General features: G+C 69.1%; 16 protein-coding genes. 13 read left to right on the forward strand and 3 right to left on the reverse strand.

What is annotated here, in order from left to right:
• Positions 1-397: 397 nt before the first annotated feature.
• The 9 genes from ACFVM3_RS31495 to ACFVM3_RS31535 are packed head-to-tail and all read left to right on the forward strand — an operon-like array spanning position 398 to position 6,047.
• Positions 398-1,282: a diiron oxygenase gene (locus tag ACFVM3_RS31495; RefSeq protein ID WP_378443567.1), complete on the forward strand. Its 885-nt coding sequence runs from the start codon at positions 398-400 to the stop codon at positions 1,280-1,282.
• Positions 1,279-2,121 (forward strand): hypothetical protein, encoded by an 843-nt coding sequence (locus ACFVM3_RS31500; protein WP_378443568.1) that lies wholly within the window; start codon positions 1,279-1,281, stop codon positions 2,119-2,121. The genes ACFVM3_RS31495 and ACFVM3_RS31500 overlap by 4 nt, the downstream gene beginning before the upstream one ends.
• A 2-nt stretch (positions 2,122-2,123) precedes the next feature.
• Positions 2,124-2,507: a holo-ACP synthase gene (locus ACFVM3_RS31505; protein ID WP_378443569.1), complete on the forward strand. Its 384-nt coding sequence runs from the start codon at positions 2,124-2,126 to the stop codon at positions 2,505-2,507.
• Positions 2,508-2,534: 27 nt separating this feature from the next.
• Complete coding sequence (locus tag ACFVM3_RS31510) at positions 2,535-2,783, forward strand: acyl carrier protein (protein ID WP_378443570.1); 249 nt, start codon at positions 2,535-2,537, stop codon at positions 2,781-2,783.
• On the forward strand, positions 2,783-3,607 hold the full coding sequence (locus ACFVM3_RS31515; RefSeq protein ID WP_378443571.1) for an SAM-dependent methyltransferase: 825 nt from the start codon (positions 2,783-2,785) through the stop codon (positions 3,605-3,607). The genes ACFVM3_RS31510 and ACFVM3_RS31515 overlap by 1 nt, the downstream gene beginning before the upstream one ends.
• Positions 3,607-4,566, forward strand: a complete 960-nt coding sequence (locus tag ACFVM3_RS31520) for a 3-oxoacyl-ACP synthase III family protein (RefSeq protein ID WP_378443572.1) — start codon at positions 3,607-3,609, stop codon at positions 4,564-4,566. The genes ACFVM3_RS31515 and ACFVM3_RS31520 overlap by 1 nt, the downstream gene beginning before the upstream one ends.
• Complete coding sequence (locus ACFVM3_RS31525; RefSeq protein ID WP_125684794.1) at positions 4,563-4,832, forward strand: acyl carrier protein; 270 nt, start codon at positions 4,563-4,565, stop codon at positions 4,830-4,832. The genes ACFVM3_RS31520 and ACFVM3_RS31525 overlap by 4 nt, the downstream gene beginning before the upstream one ends.
• A complete protein-coding gene (locus ACFVM3_RS31530) occupies positions 4,829-5,623 on the forward strand; it encodes a hypothetical protein (RefSeq protein ID WP_378443573.1) in 795 nt (264 codons plus the stop codon). Before ACFVM3_RS31525 ends, ACFVM3_RS31530 begins: the two co-directional genes overlap by 4 nt.
• Before the next feature lie 4 nt (positions 5,624-5,627).
• On the forward strand, positions 5,628-6,047 hold the full coding sequence (locus ACFVM3_RS31535) for a holo-ACP synthase (protein WP_378443574.1): 420 nt from the start codon (positions 5,628-5,630) through the stop codon (positions 6,045-6,047).
• 4 nt (positions 6,048-6,051) lie between these two features.
• Here the strand turns inward: ACFVM3_RS31535 and ACFVM3_RS31540 are convergent, their stop codons facing one another.
• Positions 6,052-6,879 (reverse strand): helix-turn-helix transcriptional regulator, encoded by an 828-nt coding sequence (locus ACFVM3_RS31540; protein WP_378443575.1) that lies wholly within the window; start codon positions 6,877-6,879, stop codon positions 6,052-6,054.
• A 131-nt stretch (positions 6,880-7,010) separates the two neighbouring features.
• Here ACFVM3_RS31540 and ACFVM3_RS31545 point away from each other — a divergent pair, with 131 nt between their 5' ends.
• Positions 7,011-7,454, forward strand: a complete 444-nt coding sequence (locus ACFVM3_RS31545) for a nuclear transport factor 2 family protein (protein ID WP_378443576.1) — start codon at positions 7,011-7,013, stop codon at positions 7,452-7,454.
• On the forward strand, positions 7,451-8,308 hold the full coding sequence (locus tag ACFVM3_RS31550; RefSeq protein ID WP_378443577.1) for an NAD(P)H-binding protein: 858 nt from the start codon (positions 7,451-7,453) through the stop codon (positions 8,306-8,308). Before ACFVM3_RS31545 ends, ACFVM3_RS31550 begins: the two co-directional genes overlap by 4 nt.
• Before the next feature lie 120 nt (positions 8,309-8,428).
• On the opposite strand, the gene ACFVM3_RS31555 is transcribed toward ACFVM3_RS31550, so the two are convergent.
• Both ACFVM3_RS31555 and ACFVM3_RS31560 read right to left on the reverse strand, forming a co-directional pair.
• On the reverse strand, positions 8,429-8,821 hold the full coding sequence (locus ACFVM3_RS31555) for a nuclear transport factor 2 family protein (protein WP_378443578.1): 393 nt from the start codon (positions 8,819-8,821) through the stop codon (positions 8,429-8,431).
• Between the two features lie 190 nt (positions 8,822-9,011).
• A complete protein-coding gene (locus ACFVM3_RS31560) occupies positions 9,012-9,608 on the reverse strand; it encodes a hypothetical protein (protein WP_378443579.1) in 597 nt (198 codons plus the stop codon).
• Between the two features lie 179 nt (positions 9,609-9,787).
• Between ACFVM3_RS31560 and ACFVM3_RS31565 the strand changes: the two genes are divergently transcribed.
• Together ACFVM3_RS31565 and ACFVM3_RS31570 are read left to right on the forward strand one after the other, a co-directional pair.
• Positions 9,788-10,024, forward strand: coding sequence for a YciI family protein (locus ACFVM3_RS31565; protein ID WP_378443580.1), 237 nt, complete (start codon positions 9,788-9,790; stop codon positions 10,022-10,024).
• 181 nt (positions 10,025-10,205) lie between these two features.
• Entirely contained in the window at positions 10,206-12,983 is a 2,778-nt protein-coding gene (locus tag ACFVM3_RS31570; protein ID WP_378443581.1) for a BTAD domain-containing putative transcriptional regulator, read from the forward strand.
• The last annotated feature ends 85 nt before the right edge of the window (positions 12,984-13,068 follow it).

Raw genomic sequence — 13,068 nt, forward strand, 5'->3', positions numbered from 1 at the left:
GGGGGTGGGGGGCGGGGGGTGGGGGGCCCGTCGGCGCGGGGTGGTGTTTGTTTGGGGGTGAGGGGCCCGTCCGCCCCGGCCACTCATCCGCGCCGACGACCTCGCCGCCGGCGTCCGTGTCGCGAAAGCCACTTTCGCGACGCCTGATGTCCTGAAAGTGGCTTTCGCGACACGCTCGACAGGCGTTCACGGACCGGCAGAGCGCGGTGACCCCTACGCCACGTTTGCCCTGCCCCTCAATAACTCGAATGTCCTCGCCATGCGACCACCCTATGCCGCCACCGCACCGGGAAACCAGGGTGCTGGCCGGTGTCGGCCAGACCGCTTGTGGACGTTGAATCGCGCGGATTCCTTGCCGTAGCGTCGAATCGAGCCCGGAAGAACGGAGGAAACCTTCGTGGCCAGTGACATCAGCGACATCATCGACGCGGACGAACGGTTTCGCGGCCTGCTCGATCGCCTTTCGTCGAAGTCGATCGACGACTACTACAACCCCTATCAGATGTTCGAGTGGCCGGACAGCCTGCCCGAACGGATGTGGTGGATGAGCCCCGAGCTCACCACCACTCACGGCACCGAGTTCGCCGGGACACTGAGCGAAGACCAGCTCTTCGCCTTGTCACGGTTCGAAAGCATCAACTTCTACAGCCTCAACGTGCACGGGATCCGCGAGCTGCTCATCGAGGTCGTCGCGCGGATCCACACGGCGGGTTTCGAGACGCCGTCGGAGTTCTTCCACCACTTCATCGGTGAGGAGAACGAGCATATGTGGTTCTTCGCCGAATTCTGCCTGCGCTACGGCAAGAAGATCTATCGCGCACCGGGTGCGGGCGCCGCGATCCCGCCGGCGTCTTCGTCCAAAGTGGAGAGTCTGCTGGTGTTCGCGAGGATCCTGATCTTCGAGGAACTGGTGGACCACTACAACTCGCTGATGGCGCGGGACGAACGCCTGCACGAGACGATCCGCGCGATCAACCGCATCCACCATCAGGACGAATCGCGGCATATCGCGTTCGGCCGGGAGCTGGTGGAGCATCTCTACGGCGACCTCAAGAAGACGGCGACCGAAGAGGAACTCGTCGAGGTCTCGGCCTATCTCCGACGGTACCTCACCTTCAGTTTCGAGTCGCTGTACAACCCGCAGGTCTATCGCGACGCCGGTATCGAGAACCCGCTGGAAGTCCGGCGTGCGCTGCTCGACGCGCCCACCCGGCCCGCCGCCGAGCAACAGGTGTTCCGCAAGACGTTGAAGTACCTGGAGCGAACGGGGATCCTGCGATGACCCGCACCACCGGAGTGGACGGTGCCGAGGCGCTGGCGATCCTCGGTCCCGACGAGACCGCCCTCGTCCAGGAACTCGACCGGACCTTCCTCGGCTGGGCAGGCGCCGCCGGGGCGCGGGAGATCAGCCCGCCGCCGCTGTACCCGGTCACCGACCTGGAGAAGTTCGACGTCTACGCGAACTTCCCGCATCTCGCGTTCGTGGCCGGTCCGCTGGATCTGGCCGACCGGGAGGGAAAGCCGGTCGACGGACGGTTCGCCGGCGGTGATCTGCAGGACGGCCGTTACGGTCTGCCGCACGCGACCTGTTACGGGGCTTACCTTTTCTACGAGGGCACGAAGGTGTCCGAGACGGAGATCGTGACGCTCGTCAACCGCTGTTTCCGCAGCGAGGACCACTACAGCGGATTGCGGCGGCTGGCCAGCTTCCAGATGCGTGAGATCGTCGCGCTCGGCTCGTTCGAGCACACGCAGGAAGTCGTTTCCCGCTTCACCGAACGGATCCTGGCGTTCTCCCGCGAACTCGGCCTCGGCTTGGAGAAGGAGGCCGCGATCGATCCGTTCTTCCGGAACGACGGCGCCCGCGCTCTCCTGCAGAAGCTGAGCCCGGTCAAATACGAGTTCCAGCACGGCACCCTCGCGATCGCCTCGGTCAACACCCATCGGAACTTCTTCGGCGAACGGTGCGACATCCGCTTCGGTGACGGCAAGGAGTTCGCCTACACCAGTTGTGTGGCGTTCGGCCTGGAGCGCTGGCTCGCCGTGCTGACCGAGGTCCACCACGGCGATCTCCCGGCGGCGCTGGCGGCCGTCCGAGCGGCGGCAGGCCGGGCCGGGTGACCATGCCCGCGAGACGGATCGGCATCGACGTCGTCCCGCTCAGCCGGGTGCGCGAGCTCGTCGGCCAGGACGCGGAACCCGCGCTGCGGCGCATGCTCTCCTCCGCCGAACTGCTGAGTTCGTCCACTCCGGACGGTCCGGACCTCGCTGGTATCGCGGGACGTCTCGCCGCCAAGGAAGCGGTGTTCAAACTCTTCCACGTCGGCGGGCAGCCCGTTCCCTGGCTCTCGACCGAAGTACTCAAAAGCGACGGCGGCTGGCCGGTGGTCCGGCTCACTGGCCGCGCCGCGCGGCTGGCCAGGGAAGCCGGGCTCGGCGAGATCGAAATCAGCATCACCCACGACGACGCGTACGCCATCGCGGTCGCGGTGTCCGCCGCCGACTGAGAAGGAAACAACCTCGAAGGAGAAGACATGCCCACGCCCGGTATCGAAAAGGTCAGTGACTGGATCCTCGGCAAGCACCCGGAACGCACCGAGCTGGCGTTCGAAGAGGACCTGATCGAAAGCCGCCTGGTCGACTCGCTGTCGTTCGTCGAACTGGTCTACGTGATCGAGGACGCGAGCGGCGTCGAGATCGACTTCGACAACATCGACATCGCGGACTTCAAAACCCTGTCGGCCATCGAGAAGGCGTTCTTTGCCGGAGTGGGAGTCAGCTGATGCACGCCGTTTCCTATACCGCGCAGTGGATGGCGGCGGCTCGCTCGCTCGAGTCCGAGCGCGAGGACGCGCTGTTCACCGACCCGCTGGCGAGCGCACTCGCGGCGCCGGACGGGTTCCGCCTGATCGAGCGCTACGCCGGTGGCGGGCTGCTGCCGTTCATCAGCATCCGGACCAGGTTCCTCGACGACGCGATCGGCGAGCTGCGGTCGGATCCCGGCATCCGCCAGGTCGTGCTGATCGCGGCGGGGATGGACACCAGGGCGTTCCGGCTCGACTGGCCCGAGGACTCCGTCGTCTTCGAGGTGGACCACGAGCCGCTGCTGGTGGAGAAGCAGCGGCGGCTGACCGAACTGGGCGCCGAGCCGCGGGTCGATCGCCGGGTCGTACCCGCCGACCTGACCCGTGAATGGCTGCCGGAACTGGAGAAGGCGGGCTTCGACCCGGCCCGCCCGACGTTGTGGGTGGCCGAGGCGCTGACCTTCTTCCTGACCGAGGAGCAGGCGGGCGGTCTGCTGAAGACGCTGGGTTCGGTGTCGGCCCCGGGAAGCAGGCTGGCGCTGGACATCCTCGGCCGTGCCCTGCTGCGCAGCCCGTTCTCGAAGCCGTTCCTCGACCGGCTGGCCGACGACGGGACACCGTGGATCTTCGGCACCGACGAGCCGGAGGAGTTCCTGCTGGCCCACGGCTGGAAGGTCGACGAGATCAAGGAACCCGGCCAGCCCGGCGCGGGTGAGGGCCGCTGGCCGTACGAGGTACAGCCGCCGGAACGCCGCGGCGCCAACCGGCTCTGGCTGTTGCGGGCAGAATACCTGGAGGGCTGATGGGCGCGACCACACTGGAACGCGTCGAATCGTTCGTGCCCGAGCGCAGCGTCCGCATCGAGGAGCTCGGCGAGCATCTCGGGCTGCGCCGGGCGGAACTCGGCGTGTTCCGGAAGTTCTACGGTCTCGACACCCTCCGGTTCGATCCCGGGATGGACCTGTTCGACCTGCTGTTGCCCGCCGCCAAGCGGGCGCTGGCGGCGCTGCCCGCCGGCCGGAGGATCGACAGGCTGGTGTTCGCGCATACGACCCAGGCGCTCGCGCCGGCCGACGTCGACGTCCCCCAGGAGCTCGCGCGGCGGCTGGGGCTGGTGGACGTCGAGGCGTTCGCGTTGTCCCACCAGGCGTGTGTGAGCAGTCTGGGCGCCATCGACGTCGCGGCCGAGCTGCTGCGGGCCGAGGGCGAGACCGGCGGTCACGCGCTGATGGTGACCGGCGAGCGGGCGTTCTCACCGATCGTGCAGCTGATCCCCAACACCGCGATCATGGCGGACGCGGCCTCGGCGTGCCTGCTGACGGTGGACGGTGACGGCGACGTCGTGCATTCCTTCGTCACGAAGACGCTGGGGCAGTACGCGGAATGGCTGGCGCTGACCCCGGAGCAGAACACCGAATTCGGCCAGCTCTACGGGCCGCGGCTGGCCGAGGTGATCCTGGAGGCGGTGGCCGAGGCAGGCTACGGGTTCGACGACATCGATCTGGTGATCCCGCACAACGTCAACGCCCTCGCCTGGCGGCAGACGATGAAGGCGCTGGACGCGCCGTCGGAGAAGTTTTTCCTGGAGAACATTCCCAAGCTCAGCCATTGCTTCTCGTCGGACGTGTTTCTGAACTACACGACCTTGCGGGAGAACGGCAGGCTCGTCGACGGCGCCCGCTACGTGCTCGTCACGGTCGGTCTCGGCGCGACGTTCGGTGCCATGGTGATCACCCATCGGACGCGGGGGAGCGGGACGTGACGGCCCGCGACGAGGTGGTGTCGGCGATCGGGGACGCGCTCGGGGACGTCCTGGAGCGGGAGATCACGGGGCTGACCGAGGACACCCGGCTGTTCGACGACCTGCGGCTGGACTCGTCGAAGGTACTGGAACTGCTGATGCTGGTGGAGATGGCCGTCGGCATCACGGTGGATCCGGACGACCTCGACATCGATCACCTCCGCACCGTCCGTTCGTTCGCCGACTACGTCGAATCCAGGCAGGCCATCGGGGAAGGAGTGTCATGAGCGGCGAACCGAGCCTGCGCGGCACGAGCGCGGTGATCTCACCGCCGGGGCCCGGCTACCGGGAGGACGCTGCGGTCTCGCGGTTCCTCGCGGATCTCGTCGAACCGTTCGGGTCCAAAGTGGACGAAGAACGCTGGCAACGCGGCGCGCACGTCTCGCACAAGGCGCTGACCGACCGGTTACTGGAAGCCGAGGGCGTGCGGGCGAGCCGCCCGCAGCTGATCATCGTGACCCACGCCCTGCCCGACGTCCTCCCGTTCACCGCCGTGGCGCCGTACCTCGCCGACCGGCTCGACGTCACGGCGACGACGTTCTCCGTGGCACAGCAGGGTTTGGCCGCGCCGTTCACGGCCTTGCGCATTGTGGCGGCGTATCAGCGGTCGGGGCGGTGCGACGAGGCGGTCATCGCGGTACTGGAGCAGACGACGCTCCCGACCCCGCATCCGCTGGTCGACGACGGCGGGCTGGTCGACTCGGGTGCCGCGCTGGTCCTCGGCACCGGGCCGGGGCCACGGCTGGCGTCGGTGTCGTCCGGCGGGACGGTGGGCGAGCTGCTCGAACCTCATCGGGAGTCCGGCACGCTCGTGGTCCTCGGCCCGTGGGTGACGGAAGCCGTCGAGGCCGGTGACGTCGAGCGGGTCGCGCCGGGCTCGTACTGCACCAGTGTGTGGCTCGCCCTGGCGGGAAACTGGCCGGCGTGGCAGGAGACGTACCGGAAGGTCGTGCTCTGCGACACCGATCCGGTGAGCGGTCGCAGTCACGCCGCGGTCTTCACCTTCCCGGCCGGGTAGCCCGATGCGGATCGGGGCCGACCTGCTGCACCTCGGCGAACTGGACCGGCTGCTGGCACGGCCGTGGTTCCGTGCCTACGTTTACGCCGACTCCGAACTCGCCACCGCGGCGGGGCTCGGCCCCGATCGATGCCGGGAGTTCCTGGCGGGCCGGTTCGCCGCGAAGGAAGCCGTCGCGAAGGCGATCGGCACCGGGTTCGCCGACGGCGTCGCGCCGCGCCAGATCGCCGTCGAACGAGCCGATTCCGGAGCGGCCCTGGTGGTGCTCACCGGCGCGGCGGCCGCGGGCGCCGCCGCGCTCGGGATCGTTGAGGTGCAGGTCTCGATCACGCACAAGGCGGACCTGGTCCTGGCGGTCGCGCTCGCGGTGATCACTCCGGCCCGCGGGTCGCGGGTACCGCTTTCGCGATCGTGGTCGCGCTGATGGTTCACGCCAACCGGGCGAGCGCGTCGGCGCTCTGACTGCCCGGTTCCGCGGTGTACATCGTCAGCTGCAGGTCGGTGCCGGGCAGCAGCAGGGTTTGGCAGATCACGTCCAGGTCGCCCAGCTCGGGGTGGCGCAGGCGCTTGCGTAGCGCCGGTATGGGCCGTACGTCGTGGTCGCGCCAGCCGGCGGCGAATTCCGGGCTGTGCGCGGCGAGCTCGTTGACCAGCTCGCCGAGGACGCGGTCGGTCGGGTAGCGGACGCTGGCCGCGCGCAGCTGGGCGGCGAACTGCCGGGCGAACTCGCCCTCCTCGCCTGCCGGCGCCCAGCAGAGGGTGCCGCCGAGCCGGATGGTCAGCCGCACGGTGTTGCGCTCTTCGGCGGGCAGTAGTCCGAAATCGGTGATCAACGCGGCTGCCGCGCTGTTCCAGGCCACGATGTCCTGCCGCTCGTCGACCAGGTAGGCGGGTATGGGCCCGAGCCGATCCGGCAGCTGGTGGGCCTCGGCGGGCACCGGCCTCCGATCGGCGTCCGTGCCGGGCGGGACCTGCCCGGCCAGCCGTGCCAGGTGCTCGCGCTCCGCGGCGGTGAGCCGCAGCGCGGTCCCCAGTACTGCCAGCACCTCCGGGGACGGGCGCGGTGCGCGGGCCTGCTCCAGCCGTTCGTAGTAGCTGACCGACATCCCGGCCAGTGCGGCCACCTCTTCGCGGCGCAGCCCGGGAGTGCGCCGGGCGCGTCGGCCCGGCGGGTGGGTCGCCGTGGCAGGCACCTGGTCCGGGCGCAGTGCTTCCCGCCGGCGGCGCAGGAAGTCGGCCAGTTCGGCTCTGCTCATCCCGCCCATCGTGGCATGGGGTGCGCGGCTTGGCCACGGACTGGCGGTCCGGGGCTCAGCGGTCTGTTCTCCGGCGGCGGGCCCGCGGCCAGTCTGAACCGGTCACACCCCGTTGAACAGTGGAGGACACCATGCCGCGCACTCCCGAGGAAACGATGCGCCGACTGCTGGAACTGATGCTGGCCGAGGACACCGACGCCGTCGCCGGCTTGTGGGCGGAAGACGGCACCGCCGAATTCCCGTTCGCCGCCGGGACCTCGCCGCGCCGGCTGACCGGACGGAAAGAGATCCGCGACTACCTGGCCGGTTTCCCAGAGGTATATGACCTACGAGAGGTTCCGCCGATCACGGTGCACCACACGCACCGGCCGGACACCATTGTCGTGGAGTACCACGCGAACGGACAGTCTGTGCGCACCGGAGAGCCCTATCGGATGGATTACATCGTGGTGATCACCGTCCAGGGCGGTTTGATCACCCATTTCCGGGACTACTGGAACCCGCTGGCCAACGCGATGGCGGCCGGGTCGCTGCCCGAGCTGCTCGACTCACTGCGCTCAGGGGCCGCCCGATGACCGGCGTGCTGGTGACCGGCGGCACCGGGAAGACCGGGACCGCGCTGGTGGAGCTGCTGCGCGGCAACGGTATGCCGGTCCGGGTCGCCAGCCGCGACCCGTCCGCCGGTGACCCGGACGCGATCCGGTTCGACTGGGATGACCCGGCCACCCATCCGACCGCGCTGCGCGGGGTGGACCGGGTCTTCCTGGTGCCCCCGACGAACACCGTGGACCCGTTGCCGCCGGTTCGGCCGTTCCTGGCCGAGGCGCGACGCCTCGGCGTGCGCCGGGTAGTGCTCCTCGGCTCCGCTATCGAGCTGCCGAACGCTCCTGGTGCGCTGGAGCTGGCCGCGCAGGTGCGGGCGCGGCCCGGGTGGGTAGTGCTGCGCGCGTCCGGGTTCATGCAGAACTTCCTGAGCCCGCACCCGATCGGCGAGCGGATCCGGCGGCACGGCGAGATCCGCACCGCCGCCGACGACGGCCGGGTGGGCTGGATCGACGCGCGGGACATCGCGGCCGCGGCCGCCGCCCTCCTGACCGAACCCGACGTCGGGCTCAGCGACCACCTGCTCACTGGGCCGAAGACGTTGAGCTACCGGGACGCGGCGGCGATCATCACGGCGCGCACCGGACGGCCGGTCCGTGTGGTGTCGATAGGGGTCGATGAGCAGGCAGCCCACTACCGGGCGGCAGGCCTACCCGCTGAGTTCGCCGCCGCCATCGCCGCGGTGGAAGACGGCATCAGAGCAGGCCGGGAAGATCGGGTCAGCACCGCGGTGCTGGACCTGACCGGCCGGCCGCCCCGCACCTTCGCCGAATTCGTCCAGGAGCACGCAACCGAGTGGTCGGACGACGGCATGCTCGAACGCTGACCGATGGCCGGGCGACCCGATGACAGGGCCGCCCGGCCATCGGCGCGGCGGTTCGAGTCGGTCATTCTCATGCCGCTAGGAGGACCTCCGGGCATGCGGCCGGACCAGCGCATCGGCATGTCACGACGGAAGGTCCGTGATGCCGGTGGCTTGCGACCAGACACAACGCCACGTGCCGCCGGCACTGGTGTAGACGTCGGTGTGCCAGGCCTCGTGCCGCGGGATGTCCGCGCCGTCGACGGTGAGTTCGATGGCGCACCGGTAGCGGAGGACGACGACGTCGGTGCCGACGATGGCGTTCACGTCACCGATCAGGCCCAATTCCCGGTAGACGACGCGCCCGGTGGTGAGGAGATCCAGGTATTCCGCCTTCGTCCACACGGTGCCGGTCGGGTTGCACAACCGGTATTCCGCGGCGTGCAAGCGGTCATAGGTGCCGCGGTCCACGTCGAGAAGGGATTGGATCCGATCCTGCTCAGCCTTGATCACTTGGCCGGCCACATCGTCGGTCATACCGCTCCTGTTCACTAGTTCGGTCCTGGTCGGCGACACATCCGCCGGCAAAGCAGGCAGAAGGCGTAGAGGTGGTCGCCCATCGAGGGTCTCGCACCCCCGAATCACGGGGAAGTACTTCTGTGCCATGGATTCCAGTGGTCGACTTCGCCGATCGTGACCTGTGACGGGGCTGGAAGGCGCGCGAGGGCTACCTGTACGAAGTCTGGACGTTCGTGAAGGTGATGTCGTCCGTGGTGGTGGTGTCCGGGTTGAACCGGAAGACGACGTTGTCCGCGCCTCCGGCGCGCATCGTGAAGGTCGACGTCATCGTCACCGATCTGCCCGCGACGAGCTGCTCCGGTAGGTCGATGGAGCCGCCCTTCCGAATGGCCGAGTACGTCGCCTTGGCGTGATTGCGGCCGTAGAGCAACTCTGCGCGGACATTGCTCTTCGCCGTTGGGAAGACGAACGTCGCGTTGCCGGTATTCGTGATCTCGGTGGCTATCGTCACCAGGACGTTCTCGGTTGGGCCGGAGTCGTAACCCTTCGAATCCACGGTCTCGGACTTCGCGGAGATGATCCTGACCTTCAAGCCGTTGGACAAGGTGGCGGCTTCGGCTGCCGGCGTCTCCGGCACGGAGGCGTTGTCGACGCAAAAATCCGTGTGAGCACTGGCGAAATTCGGGTCGGCGCACTTCGCGGGGTCGAGGCCGGCGGCGTCCGGCGCGGCAGAGCCGTCGCACGCCGTCAGTACGAGGGCGCCGGCGACTACGAAGAGGCCGACCGAAAGTCTTTTGCTGGGCACGGCGGCCCACTGTACGTCACGTGGGACGCGTCGGAAGCGGCGTCCAGGACGGGGCTGGCCGGGTCCTCTGGCGACCTGCGCCGGTCATCGACTTATCGGATATCGGTCGCGATGACCGATGCGGCGCCAGGGAGGCGTGCATAGCGTTTCCGGCACACACCAAGGACGAGGAGACGACGATGGAGAACATGGACCCCGCGGAGCTGCAGGAGATGATGGCCGCGGTCGGCGCGTTCAACACCGCCGTCCAGGAGGCGGGCGCCTTCGTGACCGCCGGCGGTCTGCACCCGCCGTCGAGCGCTACCACGGTGGACTACACCGGCGACAGCCCCGTGCTCACCCCGGGCTCGTTCGTCGAGGCCAAGGAGTACCTCCGCGCACTGCAGGAAGCACCGCAGGAACATCATCGCGATTGACGATGCCCTTACGCACGCGGGAAACGCCGGGCGTCCGCGGCTGGATTCCTCGCATCGTGGAGTTTCCGACTCTCCGATTCGAACTCCGTGTCGTCAAGAACGGCGAATATTCCCTTCGGCTGGCACGGCGAAGGATGCGCCGTGCGACACCATCGGTGAAAGGCCGGAGGACAGGGCGGTCATGGGACAGGGCGAGGCGTCGGCTCGGGGAACGCGGATCAGGGTGCTGGGGCCGTTCGAGGTGGAGACCGCTACCGGGCCGGTGGACGTGCGCGGGCGGCAGCGGGTGTTGCTGGCTTCGCTGGCGTTCTCGGCGAACCAAGTCGTCCCGCTGTGGAAGCTGATCGACCACGTTTGGGGCGAGGCATCTCCGCAGGACGTTCGCAACGGCCTCCAGACGCTGGTGAGCAGATTGCGGCGGAGCCTCGGAACCGACGTCATCGAGACGACCGAGGGCGGGTATCTGCTGCGTGCCGACGCCACGCAGCTCGACGTGCTCGAGCTGCGTGAGCTGGTCGAGTCGGCCGCTGCCGCGGCGCGCGAGGGGGATACCGGCCGGGAGTACGGGCTGCTGGCGTCGGCCATCAGGCTGTGGCGTGGAGATCCGTTGGAGGATGTCGCGTCGCCGGTCCTGCGGGCGGAGGCCGGACCGAAGGCCGCCGAGCTGTGGTTCGCCGCCCGCGAGCGGATGCTGGACGTCGACCTGGAGCGCGGGCGTGGGCAGGAGGTGATCGCCGACCTGCGAGACCTCACCGCCCGGCATCCGCTGCGCGAGTCGTTGTGGGCCAGGCTGATGCTGGCACTGCACCGGGCGGGCCGGCGGGCCGACGCGCTGGATGCCTACCGGCAGGTCACCGAGCTGGTGCGGGAGCACCTCGGGCTCGACGTGGGACGTGCCGTCGCCGATCTGCACCAGGCCATCCTGCTCGACGACGAGACGCTCGCGGGGGAGCAGGCGACCTCGGTGCGGGTGCCTCGCCAGTTGCCGGGTGACGTGCGCGGGTTCGTGGGGCGTGGCGCCGAGCTGGCGGGTTTGGATCGGTTGGTGAGCGAGGCCGACGGGCATCCGGTCGTGATCTCCGCGGTCGACGGGGCCGCCGGCATCGGGAAGACGAGCCTGGTCGTGCACTGGGCGCATCAGGCCGTGCCGCGGTTCCCGGACGGGCAGTTGTATCTGAACCTTCGTGGTTACGACCCCAGCGTTCCGGTCGATCCGGCGGACGCGTTGGATGTGCTGCTGCGTTCGGTGGGGGTACCGGCGGAGCGTGTCCCGGCCGATGCCGAGGAACGAGCCGCGCTCTGGCGCACCGAATCCGCGGTGCGAAGGCTGCTGGTCGTGCTGGACAACGCCCGTGACAGCGCCCAGGTTCGGCCGTTGCTGCCGGGCGGGGGTTCGGTGGTGGTGACCAGCCGCCGCAAGCTTCGTGGTCTGTCGTCGCGGGAGGGAGCGCGGCACGTCACCTTGGGTTTGCTCTCGTCCGCCGAGGGCCTGGAGTTGTTCACCGATCAGGTCGGCAGGGACCGGGTGGCGGCCGAGTCGGACGCGGCGGCGGCGATCGTGGAGTTGTGCGCGCGGCTGCCGTTGGCGTTGCGGCTGGCCGCCGACCACGCCGCCCGGCATCCGGAGTGGCCGCTGGCGTCGCTGCGGGACGAGTTGGCCGAGCGGGGGTTGGAGGTGCTGTCGCTCGACGACGATCGCGACAGTGATCTGCGTTCGTTGTTCGACTGGTCCTACGACGTGCTCGACGAGCAGGCGGCGGCGGTGTTCGATGTGCTGGGTCTGTTTCCCGGTGACGGCATCGGCAGGCACGCGGTCGCCGCGCTGGCCGCGATCCCGCCGGCGGAGGCGGGTGCCGCGCTCGGGCGGTTGGCGGAAGTCAGCATGGTCCAGCAGCGGTTGCCCGACCGGTTCGAGTCGCACGACCTGCTGCGGCAGTACGCGCGCGACAAGGCGGTGCGGTCGCCCGGCACGCCGGCGGCGTTCGAAAGGCTGGTGGCTCACTATGTGCTCACCGCGGAACGGGCACGCGGTCACCTCAGCGGCCTTCCGCACCGGATGCCGGTCGCCCCGGCTGGTCCCGGCGTGCCGGTGGTCGACTTCGCCGACCACCACTCCGCGGTCGCCTGGTTCGACCGGGAGATCGACACGATCGCCCGGTTCGTCCTCGGCGCGGACGAACACGGCCTGCACGTTCAGGCCGCGGTGCTGTTCCAGCTGTCCTGGCAGTACCAGTATCTGCGCGGGCATTGGCGGCGGATGGTCGCGATGGGGGAGGCCGCCATCCGCAGCGCGACGATCGTCGGGGACCGGTTTCTGCGGGCGAAGTGTTACAACGGGGTGAGTACCGGCTACGGCCGAGTCGGCGGCCGCGCCAAGCAACTCGCCTACTGTCACGCGGCGCTGGAGATCTTTCGCGAACTGGGCGACCTCGCCGAGCAGGGCACGTCGCTGCTCAATCTCGGGTCGGCCCTCAACTGGATGCGCCGGTTCGACGAGGCCGTCGAGCCCCTGCGCGAAGCCGTGCGGCTGTACGAGTCCGCCGGCGACGATCTGTCCACCGCGATGGCCCTCAACAATCTCGCGGACTCGCTTGTCGGACTCGGCCGCTTCGAGGAGGCGAGCGGACCCGCGCGGCGAGCCCTCGGCACCTTCCGCGAGGGGAGGGAACCTTCCAGGATCGTCGCCGGTCTGGAGACCATCGCCGCCGTCCAGGCGGGCTCGGGCGATCACCGCACCGCCGCGGCGACCTACCGGGAAGCCATCGACCTCGTAGAGGAAACCTACGTAACCAGATCGGCAGTGCCGCTACGGGTGGGCCTGGGACACGCGCTGCTTGCCTTCGGTGACGCCGACCAGGCACGCCGGGTATGGCAGGAAGCTCACGATCGGTGCCTGCGCGATGGAGATCAGACCGCCGCGGACGAGATCCGGGCACTCATGCGTGCCGGTCGGCGCTGACAGCGCGGTGCAAGCCGGACGACAGAGCACAGGCCCGGAGTCGCCATAGGTTCCCCCAGAACGGATTCGCCCCAGACGATCTGGA

Source organism: Amycolatopsis sp. NPDC057786 (assembly GCF_042797905.1).
Taxonomy (GTDB): Bacteria; Actinomycetota; Actinomycetes; order Mycobacteriales; family Pseudonocardiaceae; genus Amycolatopsis.